This is a genomic window from Sutcliffiella horikoshii, from assembly GCF_019931755.1.
In the GTDB taxonomy this organism is placed as follows: Bacteria; Bacillota; Bacilli; order Bacillales; family Bacillaceae_I; genus Sutcliffiella_A; species Sutcliffiella_A horikoshii_E.
Window position 1 is genome coordinate 1,707,090 of record NZ_CP082918.1, and the last position, 20,827, is coordinate 1,727,916.

The window sequence follows — 20,827 nt, forward strand, 5'->3', positions numbered from 1 at the left end:
GAGAAAAAATTCCCATTTATCATCACTCTTTATAAAGGGAATACCAACAAGGTGAAATTGGATAAAAGAACATTTTTATCTAATTCCTTAATTAAATTAATTATCATTTAACATTGACTAAAAATAAAGAGTGGTTTATAATAGTTGATGTTGATTAAAAAACTAAATGAGAATTAATTATTAATATTCTCATTTGAAATTACAACTTGGAGGGATTTACAAATGGCAGAACGCATGGTAGGTAAACAAGCTCCACGTTTTGAAATGGACGCTGTATTACCAAACAAAGAATTTGGAAAAGTAAGCTTAGAAGAAAATATGAAAAACGATAAGTGGACAGTACTTTTCTTCTATCCAATGGATTTCACGTTCGTTTGCCCGACTGAAATCACTGCAATGTCTGATCGTTACGAAGAGTTCGAAGACTTAGATGCAGAAATCATTGGAGTATCTACTGATACTATCCACACTCACTTAGCATGGATCAATACAGATCGCAAAGACAACGGTCTTGGCGAATTAAGATATCCTTTAGCTGCTGACACTAACCATGTTGTATCTCGCGACTACGGTGTTCTTATTGAAGACGAAGGTATCGCGCTACGTGGATTATACATCATCAGCCCAGAAGGCGAACTACAATACCAAACAGTATTCCACAACAACATCGGCCGTGATGTAGAAGAAACACTTCGTGTACTTCAAGCATTACAAACTGGCGGACTTTGCCCAGCTAACTGGAAGCCTGGACAAGCTACATTATAATTTGATGCAACCTAGAATAAGGTCTAACGTTTTCGTTAGGCCTTTTCTTTGCACTACATAGATATTAATAGGAGGTTATTAGGATGAAATTACGCTCCCCAATGCCTGAATTGACAGGCGCAACTGAATGGTTGAACGGACAGGTGACAAGAGAAGACCTAATTGGAGATAAGCCAACTCTAATCCATTTCTGGTCTGTTAGCTGCCATTTATGTAAAGAAGCGATGCCGCAAGTGAATGAGTTCCGCGACAACTACAAAGATAAATTGAATGTAATAGCTGTTCATATGCCACGCTCTGAGGACGATTTGAATCTTGACTCTATTAAGAAAACGGCTAGTGAACATGATATCACACAGCCCATTTTCGTGGACAGCGAACATAAATTGACAGATGTATTTGAAAATCAGTATGTTCCGGCATACTATGTATTTGATGCAGAAGGTAATCTTCGTCACTTCCAAGCTGGAGGCAGCGGAATGAAGATGCTAGAAAAACGTGTAAACCGTGTATTAGGTGAAATGGAAAAATAAGAAAACATGACAAAGGGTTGCCTTGATGGGCGACCCTTTTCTTTTTGTGCGCAGATTCTATTCGCATTTCCTCTTTCATATACTCTAAAGTTGTTCACTTATCTCCGACTAAAGATGTAGAAAACATCCGTCTTCCTGTCACTTACCATGTCTTACGTAACCTAATAAAATAATAGTATAAATAATTTAAATTTTTCCAAAAAAGACTGGATAAATATTTCGAAACTCGATATATTAGATACTATCTTATATTTTCCAGCATGAGTTAACAAAGGGAGGGAATACATGTGGAGACTTTTAAGAAGCTTAAAGAGTTTTACTGGCCTTATCGCAAAAATTTCTATATATCATTGATATTTTTGCTTTTAGTAACGGTCATCACTGTCATCTATCCTGTTATTTTACAGGTGACCATTGATGAAGTTATTGAAAAACAACAATTCCAATACGTACCATATATTGCACTTGGATTCATTGGAATCATGGCATTAAAGGGGTTATTTACGTATTTCAATCAGTTTTTAGGTGACCTGTTCGGAATCCGATCGGTATACCGCTTAAGAAATGAACTGTACGAAAAACTGCAATTCCTGCCGTTTCGCTATTATGATAATGCGAAGACTGGGGACTTGATGTCAAGACTGACAGCGGATGTTGAAGGATTCAGGTTTTTCTTATCATTTGGATTTGCCGAATTGATCCGATTCGTGTTGTTAGTAACCATTAGTTTGGGCTTAATGTTCTATTATTCAGTAGCTTTAACTTTTGTCACATTACTGGCTATGCCTTTTCTGGCATTTGTCACGTACCGTTTCGATAAAAGGGTTCACCCGGCATTCCGTGGGATTCGTAAGTCATTCGGTAAACTGAACACGAATGTACAAGAGAATATCAGCGGAATCAATACGGTCAAATCTTTATCTCGTGAAGATTATCAAATTAATAAGTTCAATGATTCCAATGTGGACTACAAAGATAAATATATTTCCACTTCGAATGTTTGGGCAAAGTTCTTCCCGCTGATGGAGTTCATTGGAAATGCCTGTGTGGTGGGGCTTCTTGGGTTTGGAGGTTACTTAGTAATTACTGGTCAATTATCAGAGGGGGCTCTCGTAGCGTTTTTCAGCTTGGTCTGGTATATTGTTTGGCCGATTGCAAACTTAGGATTTGTCATCAATCAGTTCTCACAAGCAAAAGCTTCCGGAGAACGTTTATTGGAGATTTTAGAAGCAGAAGAGGACATTCAAGATGCACCAGATGCAAAAGATGTACCGAACTTAAAGGGGCATGTAACGTTTGAGGATGTTACATTCAGTTATCCAAATGAGGATAAAACCGCGCTTGAAAATGTATCGTTTGACGCGACTCCAGGAAAGCAGATCGGGTTAATCGGTGCAACAGGGTCCGGGAAAACAAGTATCACTCAGCTTATCACAAGATTTTATGAGCCGCAGTCCGGCCGCATTTTAATTGATGGGGAAGAAGTAAATAAATACTCGTTGTACTCACTTCGAAATCAAATCGGATTTGTGCTTCAGGAATCCTTCTTATTTTCTTCCACTATTAAATCTAATATTGCATACGGCCGACCGAATGCTTCCATGGACGATATCGTTCGAGCTGCAAAAATGGCGCAGGCGCATGAATTTATCATGGAACTTCCTGACGGCTATGACACGATGCTTGGTGAACGTGGAATGGGGCTTTCTGGCGGTCAGAAACAACGTATTGCGATCGCTCGTGCGTTGATTCTTGATCCAAGTATCTTAGTGTTGGATGATGCAACAAGTGCAGTGGATATGCAAACCGAGTTTAATATACAAAGAGAATTAAAGGCTGCATTGGCTGGCAGAACAACATTTATCATTGCGCACCGTATTTCCTCACTTAAACATGCCGATGAAATCATCGTGTTAGAAGAAGGAAAAGTAGTGGAGCGCGGTACACATGACGAGCTTGTCCAAAAGAACGGGGCATATCGAAGAATTTATGATATCCAGTACAAGGACCAAAAAACGGTTTTGGAAGCTCAGACTAACTGAAGGCAGGTGAAACAGAATGCGCAAAAAACAGAAAATTGAATTGAACGATAATGTGAAGAAGAGATTCTATTATTCTACTGATAATGCAATTGAAAAGCCCTTTAACTGGCAACAGATGTGGCGGCTTTTCTCTTATATGAAACCTTATTCAAAAACATTGCTGCCATTAGCTATTATAACCATGTTAATAGCAACAGCGGTAAGGTTAGCAATTCCAATCATCATAGGTAAATACTTATATGATGTTGCCATTAAGCAAAAAGACATGGATATGCTAGTACAACTGGCGGTGATTGTATCTGTTTTATATCTGGTGTCTTATGTGGCGAATGCCTTGAGGATACGATGGATGAACATGCTAGGGCAGAACGTCATTTATGATTTAAGGAAGCATCTTTTCACACATGTACAAGGACTGTCCCATCGCTTTTTCGATCAACGTTCGGCCGGGTCCATCCTTGTCCGAATTATGAATGATATTAACTCCTTGCAAGAATTGTTCACAAACGGTGTTATCAACTTGCTAATGGACTTTATCCTTTTAATCGGTATCGTAGTGATCTTATTTACATTAAGTCCTGAATTGGCTACTGCCATTTTAATTATCTTGCCGATCATGTTCTTCATTTCCACTAGCTTGCGCAGGAAAATAAGAAGAGCATGGCAGGATGTACGTATCAAGCAATCCATGCTAAACTCTCACTTAAATGAAAGTATCCAAGGTGTTCGTGTAACACAATCCTTTACGCAAGAAAGAGAAAACATGGGATTCTTCGACCGCATCAATACCGAAAACTTTGAGTCATGGAAAAATGCGACCAGACAGAATGCCATTTTCCGTCCATTTGTTGAGATGACAAATGCTGTTGGTACCGCCATTCTTATCTGGTATGGAGCCTACCTTATTCAACAGTCTCTTACAGGTGGCACGAGTACATTAACTGTCGGTGTGTTCATTTCCTTTGCATTTTACTTAGGGATGTTCTGGGAACCGATTTCAAGACTAGGTCAGTTATATAATATGCTGCTTGTTGGGATGGCTTCTTCTGAACGTATCTTTGAATTTTTGGATGAAAAGCCAATTGTGGATGAGAAGGACAATGCCATCCAATTGGATACCATTCGCGGGGAAATCGAGTTTAAGGATGTCGAGTTCTCCTATGACAGTAAACGTACCGCACTGAACCGAATTTCATTGAAAATGGAGGCAGGTCAGACAGTGGCATTGGTTGGTCATACCGGATCTGGGAAAACGACGATAGCCAACTTGATTTCACGTTTCTATGATGCTACAGGAGGAGAAGTGAAGATTGACGGACATAATATCCGTGACATCTCTCTTCAAAGTCTTCGTTCTCAAATCAGTGTTGTATTGCAGGATACCTTTATTTTCTCTGGAACAATCAATGATAACATCCGTTTCGGCAGACCTACTGCCACTGATGAAGAAGTAAGAGCCGCTGCTGAGGCAGTCGGTGCGAATGAGTTTATCGAACGTCTGAAAAATGGATATGAAACAGAAGTAGAGGAGAGAGGTAATGTCCTTTCTGTCGGGGAAAGACAATTGATTTCCTTTGCCCGCGCTTTGTTAGCAGACCCTAGCATCATCATTCTAGATGAAGCGACTGCCAGCATTGATACTGAAACGGAAGTGAAGATCCAGACTGCTCTTAAACAGCTGTTAAAAGGCCGTACAGCGATTATAATCGCTCACCGACTATCTACTATTCGGGAAGCAGATAACATCATAGTCCTTGATCATGGGAATATCATGGAGCAAGGCAATCATGACAAGCTGATGGAACACGGCGGTATTTATTATCACTTGGTGAAAGCGCAGTTTACGATGCAGGATGTAAGCTGAGAATAAGAAAAGACATCGGTTCTTGGGACCGGTGTCTTTTTGTGTTTTAAGTAATGTACGAAATTGATTAATAGTGGACGCCAAAATGCTCAAAATAGGAATTAGTCAATAAACGGGGTGAATTAGTCAATAAAGAGGTCAAAGTATGCAAAAAAGCTCTCCAATTATACAATAAATCACTTCAAATTATCGAGAATCCATATATTTCCACAATAACCCTCTTGTTTCTGGAAGTATATGTAATAAAAATGGCTTTTTAATGAGATTAATGCAATTACCAGAGTCGTCGCGATAGATATTTTGATCAATGATACTCAATCTTTTCCGTAATATAGCAAGCAGCCAGAAAAATAGGGGCAAGGACAGCAATCAGGAAGACAATATTAACATCCATTTACTCATTCTCCTTTCTGTTGTGCTGATAACTCGTTCAATCTAGCTAACGCATCTTCTTTTTCAAAAGAGCTGTACCAGCGGAAGTCCATTTCATCAAGGATTCGATAATGTTGACTGATGACATTTTGCTGCAGGCGGAATGTGCCTTTCATTTTTATCTCTTTCCACCAGACTTTTCCACCCATAGTCTTATCCTTAGGTGCATCAATCTTCTCGTGTGCAATTGTTTCCATAACCTCTAGAGGGTCAGCACCAAGCACAGAGGATAATACTTGGCTTTCACGGAACAACGCACATGTTGCAGCGCAGACAGTCCAGCCGGCTGTAGTGCGGCCTTTTTCAATTTGCACTAGTGTCTTTTTGGAAATACCCAGAACTTCCGCCATTCTGTCTTGTGTGTAGTTATGTTCCGTTCGGATGAGTTTGAGTTTATTTGAAATTAGATTGATAGCTTCGTTTTGATTCATCATAGGGTGCTGAATGCTCCTTTTTATATCATATGTGTAATTTTACACTTTATTAGCGGAGAGTTCAATAATTTTCTGAAAACTTTTTCAGAGGGAAATCATATTCACCTCAAGAAAAGATGGGATTATGGTACAATAGTATCTATACATAACAGAGTAAATGGGGGAAGCAGCGTTGAAGAAAAAAGAGTTTGCCGTTATCGGATTAGGACGTTTTGGGGGAAGCATGGTTCAGGCATTAAGCGATGAGGGAGTAGAGGTTCTCGCTATTGATAATGATGAAGAGAAGGTGAACCAGTTCGCTAATATAGCTTCACATGCTGTTGTTGGCGATACGACGGATGAGGCTGTTCTCAAAAGTATCGGGATCCGTAATTTCGATCATGTAATCGTTGCCATCGGTGATAATATTCAGGCAAGTATTTTAACAACCTTGATTCTGAAGGAACTGGGTGTGAAACATATAACGGTCAAGGCGACCAATGATTATCATGAAAAGGTATTGAGTCGTATTGGCGCCGATCAGGTAGTGCATCCAGAGAGGGATATGGGAAGACGTATTGCCCATAATATTGTATCCAATAACGTTCTAGATTATCTGGAGCTTTCGGATGAGCATAGTATTGTGGAGATTGTAGCGAGCAGGCGTCTTGATGGGAACACATTGATTGATTTGGACATTCGTGCCAAGTACGGTATTAACATAGTTGCGATCAAGCGTGGAAGAGATATCATTGTCTCTCCTCAGGCAACTGATGCCATCAGGCAAGGTGATATCCTGATTGTTATTGGAGCGGATACTGATATTACGCGTTTTGAGAAGAATGTGGTGGAAGAATAAGAGTAGTGGGGACCAGTGAGGAGGAGAGACCTTGCTGGTTTTTTTATGGTTTGATTTTAGAGAATGTATTTCGATTTCTGAAATGTTACAATAACCCTTTAAAAAGTCACAATAACGTTCAAAAAAGTCAGAATAAACACGTGAAAAGTCACAATGAACCTCTGAAAAGTTACAATCACCTCAAATTTTCCAGAAAAGCGCACCATCAGATTAAAAAAATCCACAAAGTTAGCCCTATGCCGACCCTGAATACCGATATCCAACAAAAAAAACTCCCCCAAACCACAAAGTCAGGGGGAGTCCATACTATTTCACATTTCACCTTAAAATCAAACTTCCATGATGATAGGAAGAATCATTGGACGGCGTTTTGTTTTTTCGTATAAGAACGGAGCAAGTGTGTCCGTAATTTCATTCTTAATTTCAGACCATTGTGTTGTGCGGCGTTCCATGATTTTATTCAAGTGCTTGGAAATCAAGGACTGTGCGTCATTGATTAAGTCACCTGATTCTCTCATATAAACGAAACCGCGTGAGATGATGTCTGGGCCGGAAGCAATGCGGAAGTCTTTCATGTTAATGCTTACTACGACAACCACTAGACCTTCTTCTGAAAGGATGCGGCGGTCACGTAGGACGATGTTTCCGATATCGCCGATACCATTTCCGTCAATGTAAACATTACCGGATGGGATCTTACCAGCTACAGAAACCTCATCTTCGCTAAGTGCTAGAACTTCACCGTTGTCCATGATAAAGCAGTTTTCTTCAGGTACTCCACAATCAATCGCAAGCTGTTTGTGCGTGATCTGCATGCGGTATTCACCGTGAATAGGCATGAAGTATTTTGGTTTGATTAAGCGAAGCATAAGCTTTTGTTCTTGCTGTCCACCATGACCGGAAGTATGGATGTCGCTTAATGAACCGTGGATAACGTCAGCTCCTGCACGGAACAACATGTTGATTGTACGGTTTACACTTAACGTGTTTCCTGGGATAGGGGAAGATGAGAATACAACCGTGTCTCCAGGAATGATTTGAATCTGGCGGTGAGTACCGTTGGCGATTCTGGAAAGAGCGGCCATTGGTTCACCTTGGCTTCCGGTACAAAGGATAGTGACTTTGTTTGCCGGCATGCGGTTAATTTGGTTCGTTTCGATAAATGTATCTTTAGGCGCTTGGATATAACCAAGATCCTGACCGATATTGATTGCTGCTTCCATGCTGCGACCGAAGACAGCGACTTTTCTGCCGTGAGCTACTGCAGCTTCCACTACTTGTTGCAGACGGTGGATGTTAGAAGCGAATGTAGCGAAAATTACACGACCATCTACTTTACGGAAGATGTCCTGAATGCTCTCTCCAACGCGGCGCTCTGACATCGTGAAGTCAGGGATTTCGCTGTTTGTGCTGTCAGATAATAGGCAAAGGACGCCTTCTTTTCCGATCTCGGCCATTTTCGTTAAGTTTGCAGGCTCTCCAACTGGAGTGAAGTCAAACTTGAAGTCACCAGTGTGAACAATATTCCCTTGAGGTGTTTTTACAACAACTCCGTATGAGTCTGGGATACTGTGAGTGGTGCGGAAGAATGTTACCGAAGTTTTACGGAACTTGATGATATCATCTTCTTGGATTTCAATTAGTTTTGCTTTGCGAAGAAGACCATGCTCTTCTAGTTTGTTTTTGATTAGGCCAAGTGCAAGCTTGCCGCCGTATACAGGAATATCTACTTCACGAAGCAGGTAAGGGATTCCACCGATGTGGTCTTCGTGACCGTGAGTGACGAAAAGGCCTTTAATTTTCTCTTGGTTCTTTACTAAATACGTGTAATCTGGAATAACATAATCGATTCCTAGTAATTCGTCTTCAGGAAATTTAATACCGGCATCAATTAAGATGATTTCATCTTGAAATTGGACTGCATAGGTGTTTTTCCCGATCTCACCTAGCCCGCCTAAAGCGAAAACCGCTGCTTGATTGTTTTTTACAAATTTCATTGTCTATCATATCTCCAATACTTTAAAGTTTTCGGATTGCTTCTCATACTCATAGAAATCCCCTGATACAGGCTGGATAAATTCTATGTTATATGGCTTGTCCTTTAATTTTCTGCGGACTTCAAACACTGCAGATGCTTCCACAAAAAGAGATTCCGTCTTTTCTCTTACAGGTGCTTCAGCTACATCTTCTTGATAATACACTTTAAATAACATTGCTATCTCTCCTTAAAAAAATCTGTCTAGCCCTTCACCTCTCCTTAGGCAGTAAGGGAAGGAACCAGTATATATAGTTATTTTATGTAAGGGAAAAATGCGGAAGTGTCCGTCGACCCACTATCTTGCGTCAAGCTACAATGCTTTTTTCCTTACAAAAAGACAACGCGAATTTTAATAATGCTTCCTAGTAATATCCATATAGCATAACCGGTCATTGGCCAAAAAGCCATTATTACCCTATATTATATACGATACATCATGAAATTTCATGTTTTTCCCTAAAAGAAGTTCTTTTCTATTTTCTCCAATAGAAAAGGATTAAAAACAGAGGGGAATAAATTCATGGTTAATTAATATGTAAGAGTCCTCCAGAAATGAAGGACTCATTAATAGCAAGGACTAGGCAATTGTTTTTCGTTTAAGAATATTGTTCATTCTACGCAGTATTTTTTTTCTTAGCCTTCTTAGCATAAGCGTTTCACTCCTTGTACTTAAGGTACGTTCTGTTTGTTAGTAGTTAATATGCTTCAAACAGAGTAAATAGTTGCTGGTAAATATACGAAATTTCAGTACATGAGGAAATGGCTTTCACTTCTGAACAATATACGTAGAATTTAGTATGGTTATCATCAGAGTAACATATAAATGGTCTATTGGGAATAAGGCCTTTGGTTGACTTTTCTCACATCTGAATGGAAGATTAAAATTTCATTGACAGCAAACGTTTTCTTCGTGTAGGTTAAAATAAATATTTATTTCGTTACCCTAAAAGTTAAGGTGGTAAGTTGAATGAAGCGACTCTATGCAGCATTAATTACATTAAGTTTGATTTGGGGCATGTCCTTTCTATTTATAAAGTTGCTTGTAGTGGATTTAGGTGTTTGGGGAGTTGTTTTTTGGAGATGTATGTTTGGGGCAGGCACGCTTTTAATCTTGCTTCTGATTCAGAATAAACTAAAGTTACTCCGGAACCTCCCATTACTGCCTATTGTTTTGATAGCGGTATTAAATAATGCTCTTCCATGGGCGCTAATTGCAGTTAGTGAAACATCGATCAGCAGTAGTCTTGCCTCGGTTGTGAATGCTACGACACCAATTTGGACAATTTTGATCGGCTTTTCCATCTTTTCAAGCAAAATGGAAAAAATGCAATGGATTGGTGTAAGTGTCGGTTTTCTGGGGATTATTGTATTACTGGAACTAAATATCCTTCAATTGTTTCAAGATAATCTTCTCGGAGTGGGAACGATGTTGGGGGCTACCATTTGCTATGGTTTCGGTGCCCACCTTAGTAAAAGACATTTACAAAACATCCCGATCACGGTTATTTCTTTTAGTACGTTAGCAGTCGCTGGGATTTTGTCAGGGATTATGATGGCGTTTGTGCAACCTTCTGGGTTTTTAGCGGTAGGAAGTGTTTCCGTTGTGGTATCTTTGATTGGTTTAGGGGTCTTTGGATCGGGTGTTGCGTATCTCCTTTATTATTATATGGTAAAGGAAGGGAGTGCGGAATTCGCTTCCCTTGTCACGTATCTCGTGCCGATAACAGCCATGTTATGGGGAAGCCTATTGTTGGGTGAAAAAATAACTCCTCACATGCTTTTCGGTTTGATTCTTATCTTTAGTGGTGTATATTTATCTTCGTATAAAACTAAGGCGAAAAAACAAAAAGTGATAAAAAATGTCACAGTCTAAAGAAGTAAGGTGATTAAAAATGGAAAAGAAAATAGTGTTTTTTGATATAGACGGAACGTTGCTGAATCATCAAAAGGAACTGCCTGCCTCTACCAAAAAGGCGGTAAAAGAACTGCAGGAACAAGGAGTTTATGTAGCGATTGCAACAGGAAGGGCTCCATTCATGTTTGAAGATTTACGCAAGGAATTGGAGATAGATACCTTTGTGAGCTTTAACGGGCAATATGTAGTTTTTGAAGGGGAAGTTATTTATAAAAATCCTTTAAATGCTGAAAAGTTGCATTTGCTTCGTGAAGCTTCCGAAAAGGTGTCACATCCACTTGTTTATTTAAACCATGAAACAATGAAGGCAAATGTGGAAAATCATCCGTTCATTAATGAAAGTATGGGAAGCCTGAAGTTTGTCCATCCGGCTTATGGTCCAAGCTTTCTAGATGAAACGGAAATCTATCAGGCATTATTGTTTATAGAAGACACAGATCAACAAAGTTATGTGGAAACTTATAAGGATTTTGATTTCATCCGCTGGCATCAATACTCTACAGATATCCTTCCAAAAGGCGGCTCTAAAGCAATCGGGATTCAAAGGATGCTGGAAAGATTGCCATTTAAGAAAGAGAATGTATTCGCTTTTGGAGACGGATTAAATGATATAGAAATGATTGACTTTGTTGGAACAGGGGTTGCGATGGGAAATGCACATCCTGAATTACTAAAAGTAGCCAACCATGTTACTAAAGATGTGGGGGAAGATGGAATTCTTCATGGGCTCGAGCAAGTTGGGTTACTAAAACAGAAAATTCGTTAAGGGAATAAAAGAAAGCCTGATCGACACTCATTCGATCAGGCTTTCTTTATATATAAATATTATTAGATCCGGTTGATTTGCGTTCCAGGCGCTTCGCTTGCCTGCGGGCGGTCCGTGAGCCTCCTCACTTCGTTGCGGGGTCTCACCTGTCCCTTCCTCCCGCGGGCGTCTGCGCGCCTTCCACTCCAATCAACAAGATGACTTCATTTAATAATGGTTTTTAAAGTAAAAAATCATCTCTCTATCGGTATCGCTCCATCTGGAGGTTGGAACGGATTCTCTTGGTTTATGTGATCATAGAACATTACGCCATTTAAATGGTCAATTTCATGTTGAAATACGATGGCCACTAATCCTTTTAACCGCAGTTTAACTTCTTCGCCTTGCAAGGTGGTAGCTTTGACTGTTACGCGAGCATATCGCGGTACAAGACCTGGTACGTCCCTTTCTACAGATAGACAACCTTCACCAGATGTTAGAAAGCTTTTTTCAACAGAATGGCTAACAATCCTCGGATTGAAAAGTGCGTAGCTATGTAGTGTCCCGTTTTCATCTCTGATATGAACGGCAATCATCTTTTTAGGAACATTAATTTGGGGAGCTGCAAGCCCGACTCCAGGACGTAAATTGTATTGTTGAGAAATATCAGGATTTTGACTGTTCTGAAGGTATTCCATCATCTTTTGCAGAGTAGTGGAATCTTCCTGAGATGGGGGAAGGGATACGTCACTTGCCACTGCACGTAATGTGGGATGCCCTTCTTTTATGATGTCTTTCGCTGTAAGCATGATTTCACTCCTATCTAATATACTTTTATACTATACTCCAATTTAGCTTATAAATGGTAGCTCCAAACTATCTCATTATATATTACCAAAAGCCGGATGTTACTTGAAACAATTCGTTTTGCCTTATTTAATTTTATGCTTAACATATGAATTTAATATTGTAAAAATTAGCAATAAAATTTATAGTTAAAGAGAAGATATGTTAGGGGGATTTAAATTGCGTTTTTGGAAAAGGACTGTATATACGGGTACTCTGGCTTTTTCCCTATTACTGACAGGTTGTGTAAATGGAGAATCAGCTGAACAAGAGATATTTCAAACATTAGAGGAAGTTGTAGAACTTGAAGCAAGCTTTGAAGAGCAACAAGGACCTTTATTGGAATTAGAAAAAGAAGAATCTGCTATTTATGATGAAATTCTTACCCTTGGGATGAAAGAGTTTGATCAGATTGTTAAACTTTCTCAAGAAGGGCTTGCTTTGGTGGAACAAAAAGAAGCTGCCATGAAAAGTGAAAAAGAGAGCATAGAAGCAGCGCGTAAGCAATTTGAAGAAGTTAAAACTTCTATTGAATCATTGGAAGACGAAGAACTTAAAAAAGAGGCACAAGCGTTATACCAACTAATGGAGCAACGTTATGAAGCCTATATGACTTTATCGAATCATTATATGAAGTCAATGGAAGTCGAAAAAGAAATGTACGAGCTATTTCAAACGGAAGATTTGACATTGGAGCAACTCCAAGTGCAGATAAATGATTTAAATGAGAAGTATGAAAAAATTAATGAAGCAAACCAATCTTTCAATGAATATACTGATCAGTATAATAAAGCAAAATTGGAGTTCTATAAAAAAGCCGGACTTAACGTCAGCTATGATAATTAAGTGGAAAAAGACACGTTGGAGCTAGCCTCCCCGGGTCTTTTTTGTTGTGGAAATATGTATTTATCTTATCTCAAAATAATCAATGTTTAGCTAATGGTTAAGATTGAGTTATATCGGGAATGGAAATTATAGCGCTTTTTATTATTATGACATAACATGAATTGGACCTGTTCTGCATTGTAATACAGTTTTAAAAGTTGTATTAGTACAGTTAAGGGTTCAGAATAAACTTTTTACTTTTTTTGGTTTTAAAAAGCAAAGCAAGCAAAGAGATTGACGGGATTGCGAAGTGTGTTGTAAACTTGACCTTGGTGAAAAGTTGTATTAATATTTTCTTCGGAAAGATTAATACAGTATAAATTTGAGTGTTTATCATGCGTATTGCTGTAGACACGAAAAGAGGAAAGATACGTTTTTGCATCACAAACAGAAAAATGTCTTTTAAAACACGTTTTTGGGTAACCTATTTTTGTATGTAATGATGTATTAAATAGTTCTCTTAATAGAAAGGAAGAGGTGACGTAGATGGCTGCAAAAACTAAAAATGCTAAATTTGATCCAAAGCAGCAGAAAGCGAAAGTGGAAGAACAATTCCAAACGTTCCAAATCTTAAATGAAGAAGGCGAAGTAGTAAACGAAGCTGCAATGCCTGAGCTTAGCGATGACCAATTAAAAGAATTAATGCGCCGTATGGTATATACTCGCGTACTTGATCAACGTTCCATCAGCTTGAACAGACAAGGACGCCTAGGTTTCTATGCTCCAACAGCTGGTCAGGAAGCTTCCCAATTAGCTTCTCAGTTTGCACTGGAAGCAGATGATTTCATTTTACCAGGATACCGTGATGTGCCACAGATGATCTGGCATGGTCTTCCTTTATATCAAGCATTCTTATTCTCTCGTGGTCACTTCCACGGCAACCAGATGCCAGAGGGTGTTAACTTATTGCCGCCTCAAATCATCATTGGTGCACAAATCATCCAAACTGCAGGTGTTGCACTTGGACTGAAGAAAAAAGGGAAAAAGACGGTAGCAATTACATACACTGGAGACGGTGGAGCTTCTCAAGGTGACTTCTACGAGGGTATTAACTTCGCAGGGGCTTACCAAGCACCAGCAATCTTTGTTGTACAAAACAACCGTTTTGCTATTTCTACGCCTGTGGAAAAGCAATCTGCAGCAGGTACAATTGCTCAAAAAGCAGTAGCAGCAGGTATTCCTGGAATCCAGGTAGACGGAATGGACGCACTAGCAGTTTACGCGGCAACTCGTGATGCTCGTGAGCGTGCAGTGAATGGTGAAGGTCCTACTTTAATTGAGACATTAACTTATCGTTATGGTCCACATACAATGGCTGGAGATGATCCAACTCGTTACCGTACTTCTGAGCTTGATGATGAGTGGGAAAAGAAAGATCCATTAGTGCGTTTCCGCAAATTCCTTGAAAACAAAGGAATCTGGAGCGAAGACCAAGAGAACAAGGTAATTGAAGAAGCGAAAGAAGATATCAAGGTTGCTATCAAAAAAGCAGATGATCAACCTAAACAGAAAGTCACAGACTTAATCTCTTTCATGTACGAAGAGCTTCCTAACAACCTTAAAGAGCAAAACGAAATCTACAAAGAGAAGGAGTCGAAGTAAGCCATGGCGCAAATGACAATGATTCAAGCGATCACTGATGCGTTACGCACAGAATTGAAAAATGACGAAAACGTCTTACTTTTCGGTGAAGACGTTGGTCAAAACGGTGGGGTTTTCCGTGCAACTGAAGGCCTTCAAGCTGAGTTCGGGGAAGACCGCGTGTTTGATACACCACTTGCAGAATCAGGAATCGGTGGACTTGCTGTTGGCTTCGGTGTAACCGGCTTCCGTCCTGTAATGGAAATCCAATTCTTCGGTTTCGTATACGAAGTAATGGACTCTGTTAGTGGACAACTTGCTCGTATGCGTTACCGTACTGGTGGACGTTGGTCTGCACCAGTTACGATCCGTTCTCCATTCGGTGGAGGAGTTCACACACCTGAACTTCATGCAGACAGCTTAGAAGGACTTATGGCACAACAGCCGGGTCTTAAAGTGGTAATTCCTGCAACTCCATATGATGCAAAAGGACTTTTAATTTCTGCAATCCGTGATAACGATCCGGTTATCTTCTTGGAGCACATGAAATTATACCGCTCTTTCCGTCAAGAAGTACCAGAAGAAGAGTACACCATTGAAATCGGTAAAGCTGACGTTAAACGTGAAGGTTCTGATATCACGATGGTTACTTACGGAGCAATGGTACATGAGTGCTTAAAAGCAGCTGACCAACTTGAAAAAGACGGAGTATCTGCTGAAGTAATCGACTTGCGTACAATCAGCCCATTGGATATCGAAACAATCATTGCATCTGTTGAGAAAACAGGCCGTGCGATTGTTGTCCAAGAAGCACAAAAACAAGCTGGTATCGGCGCTAACATCGTAGCAGAAATCAACGACCGTGCTATTCTTAGCCTAGAGGCACCGGTTTTACGTGTAGCTGCACCTGATACGGTATTCCCATTCTCTCAAGCAGAGAGCGTTTGGTTGCCAAATCATAAAGATGTTCTAGAAACAGCGAAAAAAGTTCTGAACTTCTAATATATAATAGTTCCCCAACAGAACTACCATACGGAAGTCCATTCTTCGCCTAGCCAAGAGTGGGCTCTCCATTTTATAAGCAAAAAGAAAATCAGGCTATCTATCATAGGAGGTTGAATACTGTGGCATTCGAATTTAAACTGCCAGATATCGGTGAAGGTATCCATGAAGGTGAAATCGTAAAGTGGTTCGTTAAACCAGGTGACGAAATCGAAGAAGATGACGTACTTTGTGAAGTACAAAACGATAAAGCAGTCGTAGAAATTCCATCTCCTGTTAAAGGGAAAGTAACGGAATTAAAAGTGGAAGAAGGTACTGTCTGTACTGTTGGACAAACCATCATCACACTAGACGCTCCAGGTTATGAAGACCTTAAATTTAAAGGTGACGACCACGGAAGCGACGACGAAAAAGCAGAAGAAAAAACAGAAGGTCAAGTTCAAGCAACAGCTGAAGCTGGTCAAGATGTGAAAAAAGAAGAAGCTCCTAAAGAAGAGCCAAAAGCTGAAACTGGCGCTGGCGCTCAAGAGCAAGCAGAAGTAGATCCAAACAGACGCGTAATCGCTATGCCTTCCGTACGCAAATATGCTCGTGAAAAAGGCGTTGAAATCCGTCAAGTTGCCGGATCTGGAGACAATGGCCGTGTTCTTAAGAGCGATATCGATGCATTCTTAAGCGGAGACAGTGCAAAAGCACAAGAAACTACTGCTACTGAAGCGGCTCCTGCAGCTAAAGAAGAAACAAAAGCGGAAGCAAAACAAGAAAAACAAGCAATTCCTGCTGGTCAATACCCAGAGACTCGTGAGAAAATGAGTGGTATGCGCCGTGCAATCGCAAAAGCGATGGTTAACTCCAAGCACACTGCGCCACACGTAACATTGATGGACGAGATCGATGTGACAGAGCTTGTTGCACACCGTAAGAAATTCAAATCAGTTGCAGCAGACAAAGGTATTAAGTTAACATTCTTACCATACGTAGTTAAAGCACTTACATCTGCGTTACGTGAGTATCCTGTACTTAACACATCTCTTGATGATGCAACAGATGAAATTGTTCACAAGCACTATTACAACATCGGTATCGCTGCTGATACAGAAAAAGGCTTACTAGTTCCTGTTGTGAAAGATGCAGACAGAAAGTCTATCTTCTCTATCTCCAACGAAATCAACGAACTTGCTGGAAAAGCGCGTGACGGTAAATTGGCATCCGATGAAATGAAAGGTGCATCTTGCACAATCACAAACATCGGTTCTGCTGGTGGACAATGGTTCACACCGGTTATTAACCATCCAGAGGTTGCGATTCTAGGTATCGGCCGTATCGCAGAAAAACCTGTAGTGAAAGACGGAGAAATTGTAGTGGCTCCAGTTCTTGCATTATCACTAAGCTTTGACCATCGTATGATTGATGGCGCTACTGCTCAAAATGCGCTTAACCATATCAAGCGTCTATTGAACGATCCACAATTATTGTTAATGGAGGGTTAATAAATGGTAGTAGGAGATTTCGCAATTGATGTAGATACGCTTGTCATCGGTTCGGGCCCTGGCGGATATGTTGCTGCAATCCGCGCGGCTCAACTGGGACAAAAGGTAACAATCGTAGAAAAAAACACACTTGGTGGAGTATGTCTAAACGTTGGATGTATCCCTTCCAAAGCGTTAATTTCTGCAGGTCACCGCTTTGAAACAGCTCAACATTCTGAAGACATGGGAATTAAAGCTGAGAACGTAACAGTTGATTTCTCAAAAGTTCAAGAATGGAAAGCTGGAGTTGTTAAGAAATTGACTGGCGGAGTAGAAGGTCTACTTAAGGGGAATAAAGTAGACATCGTTTCTGGAGAAGCATACTTCGTAGACGGTAACACAGTTCGTATCATGGACGAAAACTCTGCGCAAACATACAAGTTCAATAACTGTATCATTGCAACAGGTTCACGCCCAATTGAAATTCCAACTTTCAAGTACTCCAAACGTGTTCTTGATTCTACAGGTGCATTGGCACTTAAAGAAATTCCAAAGAAACTAGTTGTTATCGGTGGAGGTTACATCGGTACTGAACTAGGTACAGCTTATGCTAACTTTGGAACAGAAGTTGTTATTGTTGAAGCAGCAGATGAGATCTTAGCTGGATTTGAAAAGCAAATGAGCTCACTTGTAAAACGTAACCTAAAGAAAAAAGGTAACGTAGAAATCTTCACAAAAGCGATGGCTAAAGGTGTAGAAGAAACAGAAGATGGTGTGAAAGTAACAATTGAAGTAAAAGGCGAAGAGCAAACAATCGACGCTGATTATGTATTAGTTACTGTTGGTCGCCGTCCTAACACAGATGAGCTTGGTCTTGAACAAGTTGGTGTGGAAATGACAGATCGTGGCGTTGTCAAAATTGACAAGCAGTGCCGCACTAGCGTTTCTAACATCTATGCTATTGGTGACATTGTAGATGGACCACCACTTGCACATAAAGCTTCTTACGAAGGTAAGATTGCTGCAGAAGCAATTGCTGGTGAGCCTGCTGAGATTGACTACTTAGGTATTCCTGCAGTAGTATTCTCTGAGCCAGAACTTGCATCTGTAGGTTACACAGAAGCGCAAGCGAAAGAAGAAGGTATCGAAGTAACAGCTGCTAAGTTCCCATTTGCTGCGAACGGCCGTGCATTGGCATTGAACGCAACAGACGGATTCTTAAAGCTTGTAACTCGTAAAGAAGATGGATTAATCATTGGTGCTCAAATTGCCGGTTCTAGTGCATCTGACATGATCGCTGAACTTGGTCTTGCTATTGAAGCTGGTATGACAGCGGAAGATATCGCCATGACTATCCACGCGCACCCAACATTGGGAGAAATCACAATGGAAGCTGCAGAAGTAGCAATGGGAAGCCCTATTCATATCGTTAAGTAATGGAACAAACTAAAGAGCCTCCGCAAATGTGGAGGCTCTTATTTATGCTTTAAACCACAAAAAAGGAATTCCTCCGGCTAATAGGTGGAATTCCCAGCTTGATTTAAAGCTTGTTCAATGGAAACAACGATATCTTTTTTAGGCTTTGAACCTTCGATTTGTGTTACTACTTCATTATCATGAACCACAATTAAAGATGGAGTTGCCTTTACATTGAACTGCTTATATAAGAGTTTTTCATTTTCAGAATGAACTACTTTTAAATTTGCAACTTCATCTGGAAATGAATTTTTCAAATCAATGATCGCATCATAATATGTACTCTCATCCTGTAAATTAGATTCGTCCGTAAAGAAAACGAGTGTCCGAGAATCATCAGGAAATTGAATGTGAGTTATCGATTGATTTTCTTGACAGGAAGATAAAATGAAAAAAGACAACGTGAAAAAGATAACAGCGCCTCTAATCATGGCAATCCTCACTTTCTATTAACAACATATATTAAAATGAATAGTTACTTTTTGTTCCGCTATTTGGTGCTATTCTACCATTAAATTTTATGTAAACAGGCCTTGTCACGTAAATGTTACATAATTGAAAAATAGATAGCTCCTTTCCGGCATATTAATTATAAAGGTTTTCATTCATGAAAAATCGGTTACATAAATAGAAATATGCAGTAAGGAGCTGCTTTTATGAAAAATTATGTGGTGTTTTTAATACAAAATATTTTTTGGGGAACCTATAGTCTGATAGAATGGTTTTCGGTTCGAGATAAAATGCAGGCCAAAATTATTTTGTTAGGTATATTTATCTATCTCTGTTATACCCTCGCCATGTCAATAATTCATAAAAAGAAGCATGCGGCGTTGACAACTGCCATCAGTTTTATTTTCTATTTTAGTTTTCAGAGCCTATTTTACTATTTTGTTTTTGGTGGTTGATTTATCTTACTAAGATTTTATAACTGGAAAAAGATTGCCTTCATATAGTAAATGCTAGTATGATTAAAGGTGAAACTTACGTATGGAGGAAAGAATATGAAAAAATGGATACTATCAGCATCATTATTGCTCCTCCTTGTAGCTTGCGGGCAAAATGGACAAGTTGAAAATGAACAAAATTCCTCTTCAGAAAATCAGACGGAAGGAAATGATTCTGTAGTGGAAGAGGAAGAAAAAGATGTCCCTGTGTCAAAAACAGAAGACCCAAAGAAAGAACCGGAGGAAGAAGAAGTAGTGGACTCCGAGGAAGATTCGAATGAAGAAGAACAAGAAAAAGACTCAGGTAACGAGGACCAAGTACAAGAAACTTCCCCTCAAGAACCCCAATATGTCGTAAATCCTACCACTTCTGCTATAGAACCAATGGGTGATGCAAACTCAGAGGTGGTTCTATTAACAATAGATGACGCTCCTGATTGGTATGCATTAGAAATGGCTACGATTTTGAAAGAACTGGGAGTAAAAGCTATCTTCTTTGTAAATGGACACTTCCTTGAAACGGAAGAAGAGCAGAAGGTACTAAAAACCATTTATGAGATGGGTTTTCCAATTGGAAATCATACCATGACTCATAAGTCCTTAAGGCAGCTTACAGAAGAAGAACAGCATGAAGAAATTGTATTGCTTAGTGATCGAGTAGAAGAAATCACGGGGGAACGCCCTCGCTTCTTCCGTGCTCCATTTGGCACTAATACAGATTATGCCATAGAACTTGTTAAGCAAGAAGGAATGATTCTTATGAATTGGACCTATGGTTATGATTGGGAAACAGAATACATGGATGCTGATTCACTTGCAGATATTATGGTTAATACCGAATTTCTGAACAGCGGAGCCAATTTGTTAATGCATGACCGCGAATGGACCAAAGATGCGTTAGCGGATATAGTAAAAGGGCTTCAAGACAAAGGATACGAAATACTTGACCCAGACCTAATAGGAACTGAAGATGCAAGCGTAGAAACGGAATAAATAAAGAAGGCCCGCTCAACTGTGA

The 20,827-nt window shown here is 39.8% G+C and carries 18 protein-coding genes; 13 read left to right on the plus strand and 5 right to left on the minus strand.

Annotated features, from left to right (window positions below):
* Positions 1 to 222 precede the first annotated feature (222 nt).
* The 4 genes from K7887_RS08710 (at position 223) to K7887_RS08725 (ending at position 5,204) form a co-directional block, all read left to right on the plus strand.
* The gene (locus tag K7887_RS08710; RefSeq protein ID WP_010192747.1) at positions 223 to 765 is read left to right on the plus strand and encodes a peroxiredoxin; all 543 of its coding nucleotides are present in this window, start codon (positions 223 to 225) and stop codon (positions 763 to 765) included.
* Positions 766 to 848: 83 nt separating this feature from the next.
* Positions 849 to 1,298, plus strand: a complete 450-nt coding sequence (locus K7887_RS08715; RefSeq protein WP_223493183.1) for a redoxin domain-containing protein — start codon at positions 849 to 851, stop codon at positions 1,296 to 1,298.
* Positions 1,299 to 1,585: 287 nt separating this feature from the next.
* Complete coding sequence (locus K7887_RS08720; RefSeq protein ID WP_223493184.1) at positions 1,586 to 3,340, plus strand: ABC transporter ATP-binding protein; 1,755 nt, start codon at positions 1,586 to 1,588, stop codon at positions 3,338 to 3,340.
* 16 nt (positions 3,341 to 3,356) lie between these two features.
* Positions 3,357 to 5,204, plus strand: a complete 1,848-nt coding sequence (locus K7887_RS08725) for an ABC transporter ATP-binding protein (protein WP_223493186.1) — start codon at positions 3,357 to 3,359, stop codon at positions 5,202 to 5,204.
* 398 nt (positions 5,205 to 5,602) lie between these two features.
* Here K7887_RS08725 and K7887_RS08730 read toward each other — a convergent pair whose 3' ends face one another.
* The gene (locus K7887_RS08730; protein WP_223493612.1) at positions 5,603 to 6,067 is read right to left on the minus strand and encodes a helix-turn-helix transcriptional regulator; all 465 of its coding nucleotides are present in this window, start codon (positions 6,065 to 6,067) and stop codon (positions 5,603 to 5,605) included.
* A 160-nt stretch (positions 6,068 to 6,227) separates the two neighbouring features.
* Between K7887_RS08730 and K7887_RS08735 the strand changes: the two genes are divergently transcribed.
* A complete protein-coding gene (locus tag K7887_RS08735) occupies positions 6,228 to 6,908 on the plus strand; it encodes a potassium channel family protein (protein ID WP_087942033.1) in 681 nt (226 codons plus the stop codon).
* Between the two features lie 329 nt (positions 6,909 to 7,237).
* On the opposite strand, the gene rnjA is transcribed toward K7887_RS08735, so the two are convergent.
* Complete coding sequence (gene rnjA / locus K7887_RS08740) at positions 7,238 to 8,905, minus strand: ribonuclease J1 (protein ID WP_223493187.1); 1,668 nt, start codon at positions 8,903 to 8,905, stop codon at positions 7,238 to 7,240.
* Between the two features lie 6 nt (positions 8,906 to 8,911).
* Positions 8,912 to 9,121, minus strand: coding sequence for a DNA-dependent RNA polymerase subunit epsilon (locus tag K7887_RS08745; protein WP_063561280.1), 210 nt, complete (start codon positions 9,119 to 9,121; stop codon positions 8,912 to 8,914).
* A gap of 792 nt (positions 9,122 to 9,913) precedes the next feature.
* Between K7887_RS08745 and K7887_RS08750 the strand changes: the two genes are divergently transcribed.
* Complete coding sequence (locus tag K7887_RS08750) at positions 9,914 to 10,819, plus strand: DMT family transporter (protein WP_223493188.1); 906 nt, start codon at positions 9,914 to 9,916, stop codon at positions 10,817 to 10,819.
* A gap of 19 nt (positions 10,820 to 10,838) precedes the next feature.
* Entirely contained in the window at positions 10,839 to 11,627 is a 789-nt protein-coding gene (locus tag K7887_RS08755; RefSeq protein ID WP_223493189.1) for a Cof-type HAD-IIB family hydrolase, read from the plus strand.
* A 233-nt stretch (positions 11,628 to 11,860) separates the two neighbouring features.
* Here K7887_RS08755 and def read toward each other — a convergent pair whose 3' ends face one another.
* Positions 11,861 to 12,415, minus strand: coding sequence for a peptide deformylase (def, locus tag K7887_RS08760; protein ID WP_223493190.1), 555 nt, complete (start codon positions 12,413 to 12,415; stop codon positions 11,861 to 11,863).
* A gap of 217 nt (positions 12,416 to 12,632) precedes the next feature.
* Here def and K7887_RS08765 point away from each other — a divergent pair, with 217 nt between their 5' ends.
* The 5 genes from K7887_RS08765 (at position 12,633) to lpdA (ending at position 18,826) form a co-directional block, all read left to right on the plus strand.
* Positions 12,633 to 13,298, plus strand: coding sequence for a YkyA family protein (locus K7887_RS08765; RefSeq protein ID WP_223493191.1), 666 nt, complete (start codon positions 12,633 to 12,635; stop codon positions 13,296 to 13,298).
* A 525-nt stretch (positions 13,299 to 13,823) separates the two neighbouring features.
* The gene (gene pdhA, locus K7887_RS08770) at positions 13,824 to 14,939 is read left to right on the plus strand and encodes a pyruvate dehydrogenase (acetyl-transferring) E1 component subunit alpha (protein ID WP_223493192.1); all 1,116 of its coding nucleotides are present in this window, start codon (positions 13,824 to 13,826) and stop codon (positions 14,937 to 14,939) included.
* A 3-nt stretch (positions 14,940 to 14,942) separates the two neighbouring features.
* Complete coding sequence (locus K7887_RS08775) at positions 14,943 to 15,920, plus strand: alpha-ketoacid dehydrogenase subunit beta (RefSeq protein ID WP_088017971.1); 978 nt, start codon at positions 14,943 to 14,945, stop codon at positions 15,918 to 15,920.
* 122 nt (positions 15,921 to 16,042) lie between these two features.
* Complete coding sequence (locus K7887_RS08780) at positions 16,043 to 17,410, plus strand: dihydrolipoamide acetyltransferase family protein (RefSeq protein ID WP_223493193.1); 1,368 nt, start codon at positions 16,043 to 16,045, stop codon at positions 17,408 to 17,410.
* Between the two features lie 3 nt (positions 17,411 to 17,413).
* Positions 17,414 to 18,826, plus strand: a complete 1,413-nt coding sequence (lpdA, locus tag K7887_RS08785) for a dihydrolipoyl dehydrogenase (RefSeq protein ID WP_223493194.1) — start codon at positions 17,414 to 17,416, stop codon at positions 18,824 to 18,826.
* 77 nt (positions 18,827 to 18,903) lie between these two features.
* Here lpdA and K7887_RS08790 read toward each other — a convergent pair whose 3' ends face one another.
* Positions 18,904 to 19,296, minus strand: coding sequence for a thioredoxin domain-containing protein (locus K7887_RS08790; protein ID WP_088017976.1), 393 nt, complete (start codon positions 19,294 to 19,296; stop codon positions 18,904 to 18,906).
* Between the two features lie 570 nt (positions 19,297 to 19,866).
* Here K7887_RS08790 and K7887_RS08795 point away from each other — a divergent pair.
* On the plus strand, positions 19,867 to 20,802 hold the full coding sequence (locus K7887_RS08795) for a polysaccharide deacetylase family protein (protein WP_223493195.1): 936 nt from the start codon (positions 19,867 to 19,869) through the stop codon (positions 20,800 to 20,802).
* The last annotated feature ends 25 nt before the right edge of the window (positions 20,803 to 20,827 follow it).

Bases quoted from the DNA above. Each gene is read 5' to 3' on its own strand.
- K7887_RS08710 (WP_010192747.1), top strand. From the start codon at position 223: ATGGCAGAACGCATGGTAGGTAAACAAGCTCCACGTTTTGAAATGGAC.
- K7887_RS08715 (WP_223493183.1), top strand. From the start codon at position 849: ATGAAATTACGCTCCCCAATGCCTGAATTGACAGGCGCAACTGAATGG.
- K7887_RS08725 (WP_223493186.1), top strand. From the start codon at position 3,357: ATGCGCAAAAAACAGAAAATTGAATTGAACGATAATGTGAAGAAGAGA.
- K7887_RS08730 (WP_223493612.1), bottom strand. From the start codon at position 6,067: ATGAATCAAAACGAAGCTATCAATCTAATTTCAAATAAACTCAAACTC.
- K7887_RS08735 (WP_087942033.1), top strand. From the start codon at position 6,228: ATGGGGGAAGCAGCGTTGAAGAAAAAAGAGTTTGCCGTTATCGGATTA.
- rnjA (WP_223493187.1), bottom strand. From the start codon at position 8,905: ATGAAATTTGTAAAAAACAATCAAGCAGCGGTTTTCGCTTTAGGCGGG.
- K7887_RS08745 (WP_063561280.1), bottom strand. From the start codon at position 9,121: ATGTTATTTAAAGTGTATTATCAAGAAGATGTAGCTGAAGCACCTGTA.
- K7887_RS08750 (WP_223493188.1), top strand. From the start codon at position 9,914: ATGAAGCGACTCTATGCAGCATTAATTACATTAAGTTTGATTTGGGGC.
- K7887_RS08755 (WP_223493189.1), top strand. From the start codon at position 10,839: ATGGAAAAGAAAATAGTGTTTTTTGATATAGACGGAACGTTGCTGAAT.
- def (WP_223493190.1), bottom strand. From the start codon at position 12,415: ATGCTTACAGCGAAAGACATCATAAAAGAAGGGCATCCCACATTACGT.
- pdhA (WP_223493192.1), top strand. From the start codon at position 13,824: ATGGCTGCAAAAACTAAAAATGCTAAATTTGATCCAAAGCAGCAGAAA.
- K7887_RS08775 (WP_088017971.1), top strand. From the start codon at position 14,943: ATGGCGCAAATGACAATGATTCAAGCGATCACTGATGCGTTACGCACA.
- lpdA (WP_223493194.1), top strand. From the start codon at position 17,414: ATGGTAGTAGGAGATTTCGCAATTGATGTAGATACGCTTGTCATCGGT.
- K7887_RS08790 (WP_088017976.1), bottom strand. From the start codon at position 19,296: ATGATTAGAGGCGCTGTTATCTTTTTCACGTTGTCTTTTTTCATTTTA.
- K7887_RS08795 (WP_223493195.1), top strand. From the start codon at position 19,867: ATGAAAAAATGGATACTATCAGCATCATTATTGCTCCTCCTTGTAGCT.